We start from the raw sequence: 16,290 nt of genomic DNA, 5'->3' as shown, positions 1-16,290 counted from the left end.
CCCACCCCTTCAGAAGGGCACGACAGACACGATGGCACCGATGACCAAGGCGGCCGGGGACGGCAGCGGCCTGGTGGAGATGTCCTGGGACCCGATCACCCGGATCGTGGGCAGCCTGGGCATCCACACGAAGATCGACTTCAAGCAGAAGCGGGTGGCGGAGTGCTACAGCACCTCATCGGTCTTCCGCGGCTACAGCGTCTTCATGCGCGGCAAGGACCCGCGCGACGCGCACTTCATCACCAGCCGGATCTGCGGCATCTGCGGCGACAACCACGCCACCTGTTCGGTCTACACCCAGAACATGGCGTACGGCGTGAAGCCCCCGCACCTCGGTGAGTGGATCATTAACCTCGGCGAGGCCGCCGAGTACATGTTCGACCACAACATCTTCCAGGAGAACCTGGTCGGGGTCGACTACTGCGAGAAGATGGTTCGCGAGACCAACCCCGGCGTGCTGGAGTTGGCCGAGCGCACGGAAGCGCCGCACGCCGGCGAGCACGGCTACAAGACCATCGCCGACATCATGCGCTCGCTCAACCCGATCGAGGGCGAGTTCTACCGCGAGGCGCTTCAGGTCAGCCGCTACACCCGGGAGATGTTCTGCCTGATGGAAGGGCGCCACGTGCACCCCTCCACGCTCTACCCGGGCGGTGTCGGCACGGTGGCCACCGTCCAGCTGTTCACCGACTACCTGACCCGGCTGATGCGCTACGTCGAGTTCATGAAGAAGGTCGTGCCGCTCCACGACGACCTCTTCGACTTCTTCTACCAGGCGTTGCCCGGGTACGAGGAGGTCGGGCGGCGGCGCGTCCTGCTCGGCTGCTGGGGCAGCCTCAACGACCCCGACCACTGCGACTTCACCTACCGCAACATGACCGACTGGGGCCGGCGGATGTTCGTCACCCCCGGCGTCGTGGTCGACGGCAAACTGGTCACCAACGACCTCACCGAGATCAACCTCGGCATCCGGATCCTGCTCGGCAGCTCCTACTACGAGGACTGGCAGGGCAAGGAACTGTTCGTCACCCACGACCCGCTCGGCAACCCGGTCGACCCGCGCCACCCGTGGAACCAGCACACCGTCCCGCAGCCGCAGAAGCGCAACTTCGACGACAAGTACAGCTGGGTGATGTCCCCACGCTGGTTCGACGGCAAGGATCACCTGGCGCTCGACACCGGCGGCGGCCCGATCGCCCGGCTGTGGTCCACCGCGCTGTCCGGGCTGGTCGACATCGGCTACGTCAAGGCCACCGGCCACAGCGTGGTGATCAACCTGCCGCGCTCGATGACCATGCCGGAGACCACCTTCGAGTGGAAGATCCCGCAGTGGAGCAACGCCATCGAGCGCAACCGCGCCCGCACCTACTTCCAGGCCTACGCCGCCGCCGCGGCCCTGCACTTCGCCGAGAAGGCGCTGGAGGAGGTCCGCGCCGGCCGCAGCCAGACCTGGGAGCGCTTCGAGGTACCGGACGAGTCGATCGGCTGCGGCTTCACCGAGGCGGTCCGCGGTGTGCTCTCGCACCACATGGTGATCCGGGACGGCAAGATCGCCAACTACCACCCGTACCCGCCGACCCCGTGGAACGCCAGCGTCCGCGACAGCTACGGCACGCCCGGCCCGTACGAGGACGCGGTGCAGAACACGCCGATCTTCGAGGAGAACTCCCCGGACGACTTCAAGGGCATCGACATCATGCGGGCCGTCCGCAGCTTCGACCCCTGCCTGCCCTGCGGCGTCCACATGTACGTGGGCGGCGGGAAGACCGTGCAGCAGATGCACGTGCCCACCGGCCTGAGCGGGCTCGCATGACGGCGGAGCAGACCGGGCAACGGGTCCAGGAAGCGCTGGACCGGCTCGCCGAGTACGGCGCGCAGGAGACCGGCGAGCACTTGGTGCGCGAGCTGATGGAGATGTACGGCGACGGCCTCACCCGACTGGTCCGGGCGGTGCCGCCGCCCGCGCTGGACCGGCTGCTGGACGACCCGGTGGTGGCCGGACTCCTCGTCCTGCACGACCTGCACCCCGAGGACGCCACCGCCCGTATCCGCCGGGCGCTCGCCACCCTCGCCGAGCCGGTCGAACTGTCCGGCTACGAACCCGCCACGGGCACCGCCCGGCTCCGCCGCACCCGAGGAGGCTGCGGCTGCTCCGAGCAGGACATCGAGACCGTTCTCGCCTGCCACGCACCCGAGGTGACGGCGCTGGAGCTGGAACAGACCCCGCAGTTGCTGCAGATCTCCGCCCGCCCGCCCAGCCCGGCGGAGGCACGGTGAGCACCCGTCGACTCGACAGGCTCGGCACGGCCTTGCTGCGCCGGCTGCGCGAACCGGCCCCTCCGCAGCCCGAGCGCTGCACCTTCTGCGGCCAGCGCGTTCCGCAGCAGCACCGGCACCTGGTGGACACCGAGGAACAGGCCCTGACCTGCGTCTGCACCGCGTGCGGGCTGCTCTTCCAGCAGCCGGGCGCGGCCGGCGGCCGCTACCGCAGCGTCCCCGACCGCCACCTGATCGACCCGGACCACCGGATCGGCGAGGACGCCTGGGCGGCGCTCGGCATCCCGGTCGGGACCGCCTTCCTCTTTCGCAACGCCAGGCAGGACCGACTGGTGGTGTTCTACCCCGGCCCGGCCGGTGCCACCGAGAGCGAGCCGGACGAGGCCGCCTGGCAGGCCGCCCTCGACGGCAGCCGGCTCGCCGCCGTCCTGGAACCGGACGTCGAGGCGCTGCTGCTGCGGCACACCGACGACGGCGTCCAGTGCCACCTGGTGCCCATCGACACCTGCTACGAACTGGTCGGCCGGCTGCGGCGCTGCTGGCGGGGGTTCGACGGCGGCGCCGAGGCCCGGGCCGAACTCGACGCCTTCTTCGCCCGGCTCGACGAGCGCGCCAGGCCGCCGGCGGCGGAGGTCTCCCGATGACCGAACTCGGCTTCGCCTGCACCGGCGTGACGACCGATCCGCACGCCGCCGGGCCCACGCTCGTCTTCCGGCTGCGGATCACTGCGCCCGCCGCCCGGGTGCACGCCCTCGCGCTCCGCTGCCAGCTTCGCATCGAACCCGCCCGCCGCGGCTACGGCGAGGCGGAGGGCGAGCGGCTCGCCGACCTGTTCGGCGAGCGCTCCCGCTGGGGCACGACGCTCAACCCGGTCCAGCTCGCCCAGGTGCCGCTGATGGTCCCCGGGTTCACCGGCGAGACCGAGGTGGACCTGCCCGTGCCGTGCACCTACGACATGGACGTCGCGTCCGCCCGCTACCTCAGGGCGCTGGACGGCGGGGAGGTCCCGTTGCTGCTCCTGTTCTCGGGCACCGCGTTCGCCGGGCCCCGCGGGTTCCAGGTCACCCCGGTCCCGTGGGACCGGGAGGCTCCGGTGCGGATGCCCGTCGCGGTGTGGCGGGAGGCGATCGACCGGCACTTCCCCGGCTGCGGCTGGCTGCGGCTGCCCGAGGACGTGATGGACGCGCTGCTCGCCTACCGTTCCAGCCGCGCCCTGCCCTCCTGGGAGGCCACCGTGCGGGAACTGCTCACCGCCACCGAGTTCGAGGATGCCGCCCGGTGACCGCCTTGACCGAGGAGTTCGACCGCAGATTCGCGCAGGCCCGGCAGATCGCCGACGCCGTGCTCTTCGAGGGGTACGTGCTGTACCCCTACCGCGCCTCGGCCGCCAAGAACCGGCTCCGCTGGCAGTTCGGCGTGCTCGTCCCGCCCGGCTGGGGCGAGGACAGCGGCGAGCACTCCCACCAGCGCACCGAGTGCCTGATGGAGCCGCGCCCCGGCGACCGACTGGCCGTGGAACTGCGCTTCCTGCGGGCTCAGCGCCGCACCGTCGAACGCGCCCTGCCCGGCGGCGGGTTCGAGCCGGTAGAGGAGTTGGAGCTCGCCGACCGGCTGCTGGTGCCGTGGGACGAAGGCGTCGAGGAGCGCATCGAGCTACTGCTCCCGGTCCCGGAGCCGGCCGAGGGGGCAGTGCACCCGTTCCACCTGCTGGTCGGCGAGGACATCGAAATCCTCTACGAGGAAGACGTGCCGATCGGACGGCTGGTCCGGCGACGGGAGTCGGTCGAGGGCGTGCTGAGGCTGACGGCCCGCGCGGTCCCGGGGCCGTACGCGGTCCAGCGGCTGACCGTCGTGGTGGAGAACACCACCGTCCGGACGGCGGCGCCGGCAGACGGGCGGGAGGCGGCGCTGCCGCACTCGCTCGTCTCGACGCACCTGCTGCTCGGGCTCGACCGGGGCTCCTTCCTGTCGGTCACCGACCCGCCCGAGTGGGCCAGGGAGGCGGTCGCGCAGTGCCGCAACGAGCACACCTGGCCGGTCCTCGCCGGGCCGCCCGGGCGCTGCCGGGTGCTGCTCTCCTCGCCGATCATCCTGGAGGACCACCCGAGCATCGCCCCCGAGAGCCCCGGCGCGCTCTACGACGCGACCGAGATCGACGAGATTCTCGCACTGCGGACCGCCGCCCTGACCGACCGCGAGAAGCGCGAGGCCCGCGGTACCGACGAGCGGGCCGGCGCAGTGATCGACCTCGCCGACTCGATGCCGCCGGAGGTGCTGGAACGCCTGCACGGCGCCGTCCGAGGCCTGCGCGCGATCACCGGGAACGCGCCCGGCCGGCCGTGGTGGGATCCGGGCGACGACCCCGAGGTCGACCCGGAACACGACCGGGTCGTCGTCAACGGCCGGCAGGTCGGTGCGGGCAGCCGGGTCGTGCTCAGGCCCGGGCGGCGGCGCACCGACGCGCAGGACCTGTTCCTGGACGGGCGGACCGCCCTCGTCGAGGCCGTGCTGCACGACGTGGACGGCTCGGTCCACCTCGCCGTGACGGTGGAGGACGACCCCGGCGCGGACCTGTGGCGGGCCCAGGGCCGCTTCCGCTACTTCCAGCCCGACGAGATCGCCCCGTTGGAGGAGCCGTGAGCACGGGCCGCGTCCTGGTCGCCGGGGTCGGCAACATCCTCCTCGGCGACGACGGGTTCGGGGTGGAGACCGTCCGGCGGCTGGGGGAGCACCCGCTGCCGGACGACGTCGAACTGCTCGACGTGGGCGTGCGCGGCGTCCACCTCGCCTACCAGGCCCTGGACGGCTACCGGCTGCTGGTGCTGGTCGACGCCACCGCGCGGGGCGGCGGGCCGGGCACTGTCTACCTGATCGAACCGGACGCCGGCCCGGTCGAGGTGCCCGTCCTGGACGGGCACCGGATGGGACCCGACGCAGTGCTCGCGCTGCTCGGCACCCTGGCCGCAGGTACCGGAGGCACGCTGCCCGAGCGGGTGCTCGTGGTGGGCTGCGAGCCGGAGTCGCTGGACGAGGGAATCGGCCTGAGCACACCGGTTGCCGCCGCCGTCGAGGAGGCGGTCCGGGTGGTTCTGCGGATCGTCGGCGCGCAGGAGCCGACGGGCGCGCAGGCGGACCCGCAAGTGGAGAGAGAGACAACGGCATGGTGAAGAAGCTGCTCTGCGCGGCCGTCGTGACGGCCGTGGCGGCGGTCATCTGGCAGAACCTGGACGACGTGAAGCGGTACGTCAGGATCAGTCGGATGTGAGCCGCGGATTGCTGCGAACGGCGTAGCCCCCGGCGCGGCGGCGGCGCGGCTCCGAGCCGCAGCCGCCGCCGCGCCCTTCAATCGAGCCTTGTTGCCTCCCAGTAGCGGGAACGGGGCCCATGCACGAGATGTCGATCGCGGCGGCAGTCGTCGAACAGGTGGACGCCGCGGCGCGCGAGCACGGGATGGAGGCCGTCGTCCTGGTGCGGCTGCAGGTCGGCGAACTGGCCGGCGTGGTGCCCTCGGCTCTCGAGTTCTGCTTCGAACTGGCCTGCGCCGGAACGCTGCTGGAAGGCGCGGTCCTGGAGACCGAGACGGTGCCGGCCCGCGCGAGGTGCTCCGGGTGCGAAACCGAATGGTCCGTCGGCATGCCGCCCGACCTCGGCTGCCCGAACTGCGCCGGCGCCGGGGTCGAACTGCTGGCCGGCCGCGAGCTGCAGATCATCGGCGTTGAACGGGCCGAGCGCCCGGCGGGCGCCGGAGCCCGACAGGAAGGCTGAACTCCCATGTGTCGTACGGTGGAACTCCGGCAGGCGGTCCTGGCCCGGAACGACGACGGTGCCCGCGCCCTGCGCGCCCGGCTCGCCGCCCGGGGCACCGTCGCGGTGAACCTGCTCTCCAGCCCGGGCAGCGGGAAGACCGCGCTGCTCGAGGCCGAACTCTGCCTGGCCCGCGACCGCGGGATTGCCGTCGCCGCCCTCACCGCCGACCTCGCAACGGAGAACGACGCACTGCGGCTGGCCCGTTCCGGAGTGCCGGTGAAGCAGGTGCTCACCGACGGGCTGTGCCACCTCGAGTCCGAGATGCTCACCGACCAGCTGGCCGGCTGGCTGCCCGCCGGCATCCGGCTGCTGTTCGTGGAGAACGTCGGCAACCTGGTCTGCCCGGCCTCCTACGACCTCGGTGAAACGCTGCGGGTGGCGCTCGCCTCGGTGACCGAGGGCGAGGACAAGCCGCTCAAGTACCCCACCGCGTTCGGGCTGGCCAACCTGGTGCTGGTGACGAAAGCCGACCTCGCTGCGGCGGCGGAGTTCGACGGGACGGCGTTCCTGGCCAACGTCGCCCGGGTCAACCCGGGGGTGGAGGTGGTGTTCACCTCGGCCCGGACCGGGCAGGGCGTGGGCGAGTTGCTGGACCGGGCGTGCGCCGTGCTGGACGGTGCGGAGGTGCACCGGCCGGTGATGGCGGGAGCGTCGGCGAACGGGCCCGGGCACCCGCACTCCCGCGGGGATGCGCACACGCACGACGGTGCTGCCGCGGAGCACCTGTGAAGGTCGGTCAGGAAGCTTCGTCGGCAGCCGGGTTGGAGCGGCGGCGGGTGGCTGTCCGCGGGGTCGTCCAAGGCGTCGGGTTCCGGCCGTTCGTCTTCGCGCTGGCCGCCGAACTCGGCCTCGCCGGGACCGTCACCAACACCGGCGAAGGGGTGCTCGCCGAGATCGAAGGGCGGACCGAGGCGCTGGAGTCGTTCTGCCGGCGCGTCGCCGGCGACGCGCCGCCGCTGGCACGCGTCGACGCCGTCGAACAGGTGCCGTTGCCGCCGACCGGCGCGACCGGCTTCGCCATCACCCCGTCCCGCGGCGACGGCCTGCGGCGCTCCCTCGTCCCGCCGGACACCGCCACCTGTGCGGACTGCCTCGGCGAACTGGCCGACCCCCACGACCGCCGCTACCGGCACCCGTTCATCAGCTGCACCAACTGCGGGCCGCGCCACACCATCGTCACCGGTCTGCCGTACGACCGCGCCAACACCACCATGGCGGACTTCCCGATGTGTCCGGACTGCGCACGGGAGTACACCGACCCCGCCGACCGGCGCTTCCACGCCCAGCCGGTCTGCTGCCACGCCTGCGGGCCCGAACTCTCCCTCGTCGTACCGGGCGACCGGACGACCCGCCGCGAGGACGCCCTCGACGGGGCCCGCCGGATGCTCCGGGACGGCGCGATCCTGGCCGTCAAGGGCATCGGCGGGTACCACCTGGCGTGCGACGCGCGGAACGTGCCGAGCGTCGCCCGGCTGCGCCGGCGCAAGCGGCGCGGCTCCAAGCCGTTCGCGTTGATGGCCAGGGACCTCGCCGAGCTGGCCGGGCTGGTGCAGGTGGGGCCGGTGGAGGAGGAACTGCTCACCGGTGCGGCCCGGCCGATCGTGCTGCTCCGCCGGGTGGGCCCGAAAGTCTCGGCGCCGGGGTCGGTGGCGGCGCTGGAGGCCGTCGCGCCCCGCAGCCCCGACCTCGGCGTGATGCTGCCGTACACTCCGCTGCACCACCTGCTGCTCGCGCCGCCCGGGCCGGGGCTGCTCGTGATGACCAGCGCCAACCTCTCCGGCGAGCCGATCGTCACCGACGACCAGGACGCCTTCGACCGGCTGGCTCCGCTGGTCGACGGCTGGCTGGCGCACGACCGGACCATCCACGTCCCGTGCGAGGACTCGGTGGTGCGGGTGGTCGACGGGGAGCACCTGCCGCTCCGGCGCTCCCGCGGCCACGTGCCGCTGCCGCTGCCGCTTCCCGTGCCGGTCCGGCCGGTGCTGGCCGTCGGAGGGGACCTCAAGAACACCTTCGCGCTGGCGCGCGACGGCTACGCCTGGCTGTCCGGCCACATCGGGGACATGGACGACCTCGCCACACTGAAGGCCTTCGACCGCGCGACGGCACACCTGGAGGCCGTCACCGGGGTCCAGCCGGAGGTGTTGGCGGTGGACCGGCACCCCCACTACCGGTCGGCCCGGCACGCCCGGCGGTCCTTCGGCGACGCACGAGTGCGGCCGGTGCAGCACCACCACGCGCACATCGCCTCCGTCATGGCCGAACACGGGCTGGACGGCAGCCGGCCCGTCATCGGGGTTGCGTTCGACGGCACCGGGTACGGCGAGGACGGCGCCGTCTGGGGCGGCGAGGTGCTGCTCGCCGACTACGACGGCTTCCGGCGGCTCGGACACCTGGCGTACGTGCCGCTGCCCGGCGGCGACGCCGCGGTGGTCCGGCCGTACCGGATGGCGCTCGCCCACCTGTGGGCGGCGGGCATTCCGTGGTCGGCCGACCTGGCGCCGGTCCGTGCCTGCCCGCGCGACGAACTGGCGGTACTCGAAACCCAGTTGGACCGGTCGTTGAACTGCGTGCCGACCTCCAGCATGGGGCGGCTGTTCGACGCGGTGTCCGCGCTGGCCGGCGTCTGTCAGCTGGCCGAGTACGAGGCGCAGGCGGCCATTGAGCTCGAGGCCGCAGCGCTGGCCCACGGGCCCGCCGAGGGGTACGCCTTCGGGCTCCGGCGCGACGGCGGCGTGCTGCTCGGCGAGCCCGAGCCGGTGCTGGCCGCGGTGGTCGCAGACCTCGCCCTGGGGGCGTCCGGCGGCCTGGTCGCCGCCCGGTTCCACGCCGCGGTGGCCGAGCTGGTGCGCGCCCAGTGCCGGGCCGCCCGCGCTGAGCAGGGCACGGACACGGTCGCCCTGACCGGTGGCGTGTTCGCCAACGCGCTGCTCTCGTCGGCCTGCGCGCACGGGCTGCGCGCCGACGGCTTCACCGTGCTGCGGCACCGCCGGGTGCCCCCCAACGACGGCGGGCTGGCGCTCGGTCAGCTGATGGTGGCCGCCCGGGCCGGCGGCCCGGGCGCGGGTTGAGAGGAGAGAAGGATGTGCCTGGCGGTGCCCGGCAGGGTGATGGAGATCTCGGAACGGGACGGGACGCGGATGGCGGTCGTCGACTTCGGCGGGGTGGTCAAGGACGTGTGCCTGGAGTACCTGCCCGACCTCGGGGTCGGTGAGTACGCCATCGTGCACGTCGGTTTCGCGTTGCAGCGGCTGGACGAGGAGTCGGCTCGGAAGACCCTCGACCTCTTCGCGGAACTCGGCCTGCTGCAGGAGGAGTTCGGCGACCCATGGGAGGCGGCGGCAGGAACGGGCGCGACGGAGGAGCGGCAGTGAGGTACCTGGAGGAGTTCCAGAACCCGGAGTTGGCGGGCGGGCTGCTGGCCGACATTCGCGCTGCGGTCACCCGGCCGTGGGCGCTGATGGAGGTCTGCGGCGGGCAGACGCACACCATCATCCGGCACGGAATCGACCAACTGCTGCCGGAGGGTGTGGAGTTGATCCATGGGCCGGGGTGCCCGGTGTGCGTCACCCCGCTCGAGGTGATCGACCGGGCGCTGGCCATCGCCGCCCGGCCCGAGGTGATCTTCTGCTCGTTCGGCGACATGCTGCGGGTGCCCGGCACCGACCGCGACCTGTTCCGGGTCCGCGGCGAGGGCGGCGACGTGCGGGTGGTCTACTCGCCGCTCGACGCGCTGCGGATCGCCCGGGAGAACCCGGACCGCGAGGTGGTCTTCTTCGGCATCGGCTTCGAGACCACGGCCCCGCCCAACGCCATGGCCGTCCACCAGGCCCGGAAGCTGGGCGTGCGCAACTTCAGCATGCTGGTCTCGCACGTCCGGGTGCCTCCGGCCATCGAGGCCATCATGACCTCGCCCGACTGCCGGGTGCAGGGCTTCCTGGCCGCCGGGCACGTGTGCAGCGTGATGGGCACCGACGAGTACCCGGCGCTGGCCGAGCGCCACCGGGTGCCGATCGTGGTCACCGGCTTCGAACCGCTCGACATCCTGGAGGGGATCCGGCGCACCGTACGGCAGTTGGAGCGCGGCGAGCACCGGGTCGACAACGCCTACCCGCGGGCCGTCCGCCCCGAGGGCAACCCGGCGGCCCGGGCCATGCTGGAAGACGTCTTCGAGGTGACCGACCGGGCCTGGCGCGGCATCGGAGTGATCCCGCAGAGCGGCTGGCGGCTCTCCCCGCGCTACCGCGACCACGACGCCGAGCACCGCTTCGACGTCTCCGGGATCACCACCTGCGAGCCCGCGCAGTGCCGGGCCGGCGAGGTGCTGCAAGGGCAGCTCAAGCCGAACGAGTGCGAGGCCTTCGGCACGCTCTGCACCCCGCGCACCCCGCTCGGCGCCACCATGGTGTCCAGCGAAGGGGCGTGCGCGGCCTACTACCTCTACCGGCGACTGGGCGCGCCGGTCGCTCCCCAGGAGGCGACCTTCGTTGGCTGACATCGAGATCCGCACCGCGCTGCCGGCGACCGCGCCCGACGGGCCGCCCTCGGCGCCCGACTTCTCCGGGTGGTCCTGCCCGCTGCCACTGCGCGACCACCCCCGGGTGGTGATGGGGCACGGCGGCGGCGGGGCGATGTCCGCCGAGCTGGTGGCCAACCTGTTCGTCCCCGCGTTCGGCGGCCCCGCCCTGGCCGGCCTCGGCGACTCCGCCGTACTGGAACTCGGCGGCGCGCGGCTCGCCTTCTCCACCGACTCCTACGTGGTGCGGCCGCTGTTCTTCCCCGGCGGCAGCATCGGGGACCTCGCCGTCAACGGCACGGTCAACGACCTCGCGATGAGCGGTGCGCGGCCCGCCTACCTGTCCTGCGGCTTCATCCTTGAGGAGGGAGTGGAGATGGCCGTCGTCGACCGGGTGGCGCGGGCCGTCGGCGCTGCCGCGCGGGCGGCCGGAGTGGAGATCGCCACCGGCGACACCAAGGTGGTCGAGGCCGGTCACGGCGACGGCATCTACCTCAACACGGCCGGCATCGGGCTGGTCCCGGCCGGCGTGGACATCAGGCCGCAGCGGGCCGCTCCCGGTGACGTGGTGATCGTCAGCGGGGAGATCGGCCTGCACGGCGTGGCCGTCATGAGCGTGCGCGAGGGCCTGGAGTTCGGAGTCGAGATCGAGAGCGACTGCGCCTCGCTCGGCGGCCTGGTCGAGGCGATGCTCGCCGTCACCCCCGACCTGCACGTCCTGCGCGATCCCACCCGCGGCGGTCTCGCCGCCGCTCTCAACGAAATCGCGACGGCCGCCGGGGTCGGCGTGGTGGTCAACGAGCGGTCGGTGCCGATTCCGCCGCAGGTGGCGAACGCCTGTGCGGTGCTGGGCCTCGACCCGCTGTACGTCGCCAACGAAGGCAAGCTGGTCGCCTTCGTGCCCCGCCGGACCGCCGACGCCGTGCTCGACGCGATGCGCGCGCACCCGCTCGGCGCCGGCGCGGCCGTGATCGGTGAATGCGTCCCCGACCACCCCGGCATGGTCGTCGCTCGAACCGCGTTCGGCGGCACCCGGGTGATGGACCTGCCCATCGGCGAGCAGCTACCGAGAATCTGCTGATCGCGCAGCATCGCCTGCCCGTCGGAACGAGGACGGTGTGCGGACGGACACCGGCACGCTGGATCCGGCGCCCGGGGGAGGGCGTGCGCGCGTTCGCCTCCGCCATGACGGGCCGTCAGGCTTCGGGCGCGTTCGCCGTCGGCCGCGAAGGCCTGCTCGCCGCCGCCCGCGACCGAGTACGAAAGCCGTCCGCCTGATCGGGGCACGGTCGGTCGGAGCGCCGGCCCCGGGTGGTCGGGGCCGGCGTCCGGTGGGTTCCGGTCGGACGGGCGGGGCGTTCAGAGGTGGGTGACGAGTTCCGGCATCAGGTCGTTGAAGGTGCGGCCGTGGGAGGGCGCGCCGATGGCGGTCATCTGCCATGCACCCGAGACGCGGTGCACCTTCGCCATGATCTGGGCGGTGTGGCGTTCGCCGCCGGTGAGGGTGTACCTGGCGAGTTCCTGGCCGGTGGCCTCGTCGACGAGTCGGCAGAACGCGTTGCCGACCTCGGCGAAGGTCTGGCCGGTGAAGGAGCTGACGGTGAAGACGATCTGGTCGATCTCGCCGGGGACGCGCTCCAGGTCGACGACGATCGTCTCGTCGTCGCCGCCCTGGCCGGCGCCGCCGGTGAGGTTGTCGCCGCTGTGGCGTACCGAGCCGTCGTCGCTGGTGAGGTGCTGGAAGTACACGACGTCGACGGGGCGTTTGCCGGAGAACAGGACGGCCGAGGCGTCGAGGTCGATCTCGCTCGCGAAGAGCTTGGACAGGAACCCCTTGCGCGGCGCGGCCTGCCAGCCGAGCCCCATTCTGACGGTGCGCAGGGATCCGCCTCCGGGCTTCTCCAGGGTGATCTTCTGTCCCTTGCCGAGGTTCACGGTCATGGTTGTTCCTTGTCTCCGCCCCGGCGGTGCTCCGCCGGCGCGGTACTGGGCCTACCTGTTCTGGCGGGGTGGGTCAGCGGCCGGCGACGGGGGAGGGGCCGACCAGTTCCTTGAGGACGTCTTCCAGGGTGACCAGGCCGAGCGGGCGCCCGTCGGGGTCGATGACGGCGGCGAGGTGGCTGCCGGAGCGGCGCATCGCGGTGAGGACGGCGTCCAGCGGCATGGCGGCGGCGACGCGGGCGATGGGGCGCAGGGCGGCCGGGGGGAACGGCCGGTCGGGGGTGTCGTCGTGGTCGAGGGCGTCCTTGATGTGGAGGTAGCCGGCGACGGTGCGGTCGGGGGCGAGGACGGGGAAGCGGGAGAAGCCGCTGCGGGCGGCGAGCCGCTCCAGTCGGGCGGGCGTGGTGCCGGGTTCGGCGAAGACCACTTCGGTGCCGGGGGTGACGACCTCCGAGACGGGGCGGCTACCCAGTTCGAGGGCGTCCTGGAGGAGTTCGGTGTCGCGGTCGCTGAGCAGTTCCGCGTCGGAGGAGTCCTTGACCATGCGGGCGAGTTCCTCCTCGGTGAAGACGGACGCGACCTCGTCCTTGGGCTCCACGCGCAGCATGCGCAGGACGCGGTTGGCGAAGGCGTTGACGGAGAACGCGATCGGGCGTACTGCCCGGGCGGTGGCCACCAGCGGCGGGACCAGCAGCATGGCGGACTTCTCGGGGGCGGCGAGGGCGATGTTCTTCGGGATCATCTCGCCGAGCAGCATGTGCAGGTAGGTGGCGGCGGCCAGGGCGACGACGAAGGCGATCGGGTGGATCAGGCCCTCGGGGACGCCGACGGCGTGGAACGGCGGCTCCAGCAGGTGGGCGATGGCCGGTTCGGCGACCATGCCGAGCACCAGGGAGGAGACGGTGATGCCGAGTTGCGCGGTGGCCAGCATGGCGGAGACGTGCTCCAGGCCCCAGATGACGGTGCGGGCGCGGCGGTCGCCGGCCTCGGCGCGGGGTTCGATCTGGCTGCGGCGCACCGAGATCAGGGCGAACTCGCCGCCGACGAACAAGGCGTTGGCGACGATGGTGAGCAGGCCGACGGCCAGTTGCAGGGCGGTCACCGGGTCTCCTCCGGGCGGTCGGCGGCGTCCTCGTCCGCGTCGGCCGGCGGTTCGGGCGCGGTGAGGCGTACGCGTTCGGCGACGTGGTGGGCGACGGTCGTCACGTCGAGGGTCCAGCCGTCGAGTTCGACGCGGTCGCCGGGGGAGGGGATGCGGCCGAGCAGGTCTGCGATCAGGCCGGCCAGGGTCTCGTAGGGGCCTTCGGGGACGGTGAGCCCGAGGTGTTCGAGCTCGTCGGTGCGGGTGATGCCGTCGCCGTCCCAGCGGTGGCGGCCGTCCGGGCCGGCGCCGAGGTCGACGAGGTCGGGGACGGCGTCGGGGTCGTGCTCGTCGACGACCTCGCCGACGACCTCCTCGACGATGTCCTCCAGGGTCACGATGCCGGCGGTGCCGCCGTACTCGTCGATCACCACCGCGAGGGTCTCCTCGCCTCGCATGCGCTCCAGCAGCCGGTCGACGGTCAGCGACTCGGGCACCAGCATCGGCGGCGTCATCAGCGTGGTGACCGGGCGGGACGCACGGGAGGCGGCGGGGACGGCGAGGGCGCCCTTGATGTGGACGGTGCCGACGACCTGGTCGAGGCTCCCGCGATAGACCGGGAAGCGCGACAGGCCGGTGGCCCGGGTCAGATCGGCGACGTCGGCGGCGCTCGCGTGCTCCTCCAGCGCCCGGACGTCGACGCGGGGCTTCATCACGTTCTCCGCCGTCAGCTCGCGCAGGCTCAGCGAGCGGACGAACAGCTCGGCGGTGTCCGGCTCGATCGCGCCCTCGCGGGCCGAGTGCCGGGCGAGCGCCACCAGCTCCTGCGGGGTACGGGCCGAGGCCAGGTGCTCGGCGGGCTCCAGGCCGAAGCGGCGCACCACGCGGTTGGCGGTGTCGTTGAGGTGGCCGATCAGCGGGGAGAACGCCGCGGAGAACCAGTACTGCGGAGCGGCGACCGCCTTGGCCACCGCCAGCGGCCGGGAGATCGCCCAGTTCTTGGGCACCAGTTCGCCGGCGACCATCAGCACGACGGTCGACAGCAGGACCCCGAGCACCAGCGCCGCCGTCCCGGCCACCGCGGAGGGCAGGCCCACCGCTTCGAGCGGGCCGCGCAGCAGGGCGGCGACCGACGGCTGAGCGACCATGCCGATCACCAGGCTGGTGATCGTGATGCCCAGCTGGGCCCCGGAGAGCTGGAAGGTCAGCCGCTCGACGGCCTTCAGCGCGGTGGCCGCGCCGCGCTCGCCGTCCGCGGCGGCCTTCTCCACCGCCCCGCGCTCGACCGTGGTCAGCGAGAACTCCGCGGCCACGAACACCGCGCACGCGCCCGTCAGGACGAGTGCCAGCAGCAGGAGCAGCACTTCCGTCACCGGGACACCTCCGCCCGGGCGCTCGCAACCGGTCGGTCAGAACGGGGGGAACTGGGAGGTTCGTCCATCGCGGGGGCCGCGACTCCTTCGTGGTCTCGGTGGCACGTCGGTGGCGGAGCGCCCGCGACGGGCGCCCCGATCCACACGAGTGTAAAGGAATGGCAAAGTCGGGTCAGTGGTGCGGATCACGTGGCCCGGCGGCGGCGGAACAGCGCTCGGATGCCGAGGACCAGGGCCACGACGAGCCCGATCGCGAGCAGGACGAGCAGCACGATGACGACGAGGACGGCGATGCCGAGCTTCTTGAAGAAGCCGCCCTTCTTCTTCTCCTGTCTGTCGCCGGCTGCGAGGTGGCCGACGGCCGCCGCCGGGGCGTGGCCGACGGCCTGCGCGACGGCGGCAGCCGCGCCCGCCGACTGGGCGACGGCCTGCGGCCGCACGGGTGCGGCGGTGGGCGCCGCAGTGGCGGCCGGGCCCTGCACGGCCAGCAGCGCGGCGAGCGTGACAGTGGAGAGGGCGGCGGCGATCCTGCGCCTGGTCACTTCTCGGGTCTCCTTCGGTTCGTTGCGGTCCGACGCCGGACGCCGGACGCCGGTGTCGAAGCCGGGGCCGGTGCAGTCCGGTCCGGCGAAGTCGGGACTGTCGTGGCGGGGACGGAAGACCGGGCGCGCGCCATCGGCGGGCGCGCCGCCCGGGTGCACGGCTTGGGCAGATCTTTACCTGGACTTGAATCTACAGCACTGTAGAGGATTCGAGAATCCCGGACGGGAGTCCGACGGTCGGTCAACTCGGGTGGTGTGCGCAGCCTTTGCCGCCCGCCCAGGGCCGGGGCGGCGCAGCGGGCCTCGCCGGAGCCGCCGCTCCGCCCGGCGGGCACCGCGATGTTCCCGGCAGCGGAGCCGGGCGGTGCCGCCGGACGGAGGCGGGCCATGACTCGGAACAGTTCGAGCCGTCCGCGGAGCGAGGGGCGCCGCGGGCACGGAAAGCCGGAGGCTCAGGTCCTCGGCATCCTTCGCGAGGCCGATGGGCCGGTCGCCGCAGAGCGGGAGCGCGCAGGACTGTCGGGCAGCGTCGCCCGGGGCACGGTGATGACCGTCCTGTCCCGCCTGGAGGCGAAGAGCAGCGGGGCGGGCGGGCACATCTCTGGAGCGCGGTCGCCGATCCTGCGGCGCTCAGTGCGCCGAGGATGCGCCGACTGCTGGACGGTGCGAGCGGAGGCGCCCGCGATGCGGTCCTCCCGAGCTTCGTCCGCGGCCTCTCGACCCAGGACGAGCCACTCGTGCGCGCTGCTCGTC

Annotated in this window: 16 protein-coding genes; 12 read left to right on the top strand and 4 right to left on the bottom strand. The window is 72.9% G+C overall.

The window, feature by feature from the left end; genetic code table 11:
- Positions 1-31: 31 nt before the first annotated feature.
- The 12 genes from CG736_RS00820 to hypE all read left to right on the top strand — a co-directional run bounded on the left by CG736_RS00820 (position 32) and on the right by hypE (position 11,681).
- The gene (locus CG736_RS00820; protein ID WP_100584191.1) at positions 32-1,813 is read left to right on the top strand and encodes a nickel-dependent hydrogenase large subunit; all 1,782 of its coding nucleotides are present in this window, start codon (positions 32-34) and stop codon (positions 1,811-1,813) included.
- Positions 1,810-2,277 (top strand): thioredoxin, encoded by a 468-nt coding sequence (locus CG736_RS00815; protein ID WP_100584190.1) that lies wholly within the window; start codon positions 1,810-1,812, stop codon positions 2,275-2,277. Before CG736_RS00820 ends, CG736_RS00815 begins: the two co-directional genes overlap by 4 nt.
- Positions 2,274-2,921, top strand: a complete 648-nt coding sequence (locus CG736_RS00810) for a DUF5947 family protein (protein ID WP_369879706.1) — start codon at positions 2,274-2,276, stop codon at positions 2,919-2,921. Before CG736_RS00815 ends, CG736_RS00810 begins: the two co-directional genes overlap by 4 nt.
- Positions 2,918-3,559, top strand: coding sequence for a DUF6084 family protein (locus CG736_RS00805; protein ID WP_100584189.1), 642 nt, complete (start codon positions 2,918-2,920; stop codon positions 3,557-3,559). Before CG736_RS00810 ends, CG736_RS00805 begins: the two co-directional genes overlap by 4 nt.
- Positions 3,556-4,917 carry a hypothetical protein gene (locus tag CG736_RS00800; RefSeq protein WP_100584188.1) on the top strand — a complete coding sequence of 454 codons (1,362 nt, stop codon included), beginning with the start codon at positions 3,556-3,558 and terminating at the stop codon, positions 4,915-4,917. The genes CG736_RS00805 and CG736_RS00800 overlap by 4 nt, the downstream gene beginning before the upstream one ends.
- Positions 4,914-5,444: a hydrogenase maturation protease gene (locus CG736_RS00795; protein ID WP_100584187.1), complete on the top strand. Its 531-nt coding sequence runs from the start codon at positions 4,914-4,916 to the stop codon at positions 5,442-5,444. Before CG736_RS00800 ends, CG736_RS00795 begins: the two co-directional genes overlap by 4 nt.
- 217 nt (positions 5,445-5,661) lie before the next feature.
- The gene (hypA, locus tag CG736_RS00790) at positions 5,662-6,042 is read left to right on the top strand and encodes a hydrogenase maturation nickel metallochaperone HypA (protein WP_100584186.1); all 381 of its coding nucleotides are present in this window, start codon (positions 5,662-5,664) and stop codon (positions 6,040-6,042) included.
- A gap of 6 nt (positions 6,043-6,048) precedes the next feature.
- Positions 6,049-6,813, top strand: coding sequence for a hydrogenase nickel incorporation protein HypB (hypB, locus tag CG736_RS00785; protein WP_100584185.1), 765 nt, complete (start codon positions 6,049-6,051; stop codon positions 6,811-6,813).
- A gap of 47 nt (positions 6,814-6,860) precedes the next feature.
- Positions 6,861-9,155, top strand: coding sequence for a carbamoyltransferase HypF (gene hypF, locus CG736_RS00780; protein WP_232733715.1), 2,295 nt, complete (start codon positions 6,861-6,863; stop codon positions 9,153-9,155).
- 12 nt (positions 9,156-9,167) lie between these two features.
- Positions 9,168-9,458 (top strand): HypC/HybG/HupF family hydrogenase formation chaperone, encoded by a 291-nt coding sequence (locus CG736_RS00775; protein ID WP_100584183.1) that lies wholly within the window; start codon positions 9,168-9,170, stop codon positions 9,456-9,458.
- Complete coding sequence (gene hypD, locus CG736_RS00770) at positions 9,455-10,579, top strand: hydrogenase formation protein HypD (RefSeq protein ID WP_100584182.1); 1,125 nt, start codon at positions 9,455-9,457, stop codon at positions 10,577-10,579. The genes CG736_RS00775 and hypD overlap by 4 nt, the downstream gene beginning before the upstream one ends.
- Before the next feature lie 19 nt (positions 10,580-10,598).
- Positions 10,599-11,681, top strand: coding sequence for a hydrogenase expression/formation protein HypE (gene hypE / locus CG736_RS00765; RefSeq protein ID WP_232733800.1), 1,083 nt, complete (start codon positions 10,599-10,601; stop codon positions 11,679-11,681).
- Between the two features lie 278 nt (positions 11,682-11,959).
- Here the strand turns inward: hypE and CG736_RS00760 are convergent, their stop codons facing one another.
- From CG736_RS00760 to CG736_RS00745, 4 genes are all read right to left on the bottom strand, one after another.
- Positions 11,960-12,541, bottom strand: coding sequence for a TerD family protein (locus CG736_RS00760; protein ID WP_100584181.1), 582 nt, complete (start codon positions 12,539-12,541; stop codon positions 11,960-11,962).
- Positions 12,542-12,614: 73 nt separating this feature from the next.
- Positions 12,615-13,643 carry a hemolysin family protein gene (locus CG736_RS00755; protein WP_100584180.1) on the bottom strand — a complete coding sequence of 343 codons (1,029 nt, stop codon included), beginning with the start codon at positions 13,641-13,643 and terminating at the stop codon, positions 12,615-12,617.
- The gene (locus CG736_RS00750; RefSeq protein ID WP_100584179.1) at positions 13,640-14,995 is read right to left on the bottom strand and encodes a hemolysin family protein; all 1,356 of its coding nucleotides are present in this window, start codon (positions 14,993-14,995) and stop codon (positions 13,640-13,642) included. The genes CG736_RS00755 and CG736_RS00750 overlap by 4 nt, the downstream gene beginning before the upstream one ends.
- Positions 14,996-15,180: 185 nt before the next feature.
- Positions 15,181-15,537: a hypothetical protein gene (locus CG736_RS00745; RefSeq protein ID WP_157815340.1), complete on the bottom strand. Its 357-nt coding sequence runs from the start codon at positions 15,535-15,537 to the stop codon at positions 15,181-15,183.
- Positions 15,538-16,290 lie beyond the last annotated feature (753 nt).

It is taken from the genome of Kitasatospora sp. CB02891 (genome assembly GCF_002803145.1).
Taxonomy (GTDB): domain Bacteria; phylum Actinomycetota; class Actinomycetes; order Streptomycetales; family Streptomycetaceae; genus Kitasatospora; species Kitasatospora griseola.
Note: the sequence above shows the minus strand (reverse complement) of the source record. Positions and strands in the feature narration are given on the sequence as shown.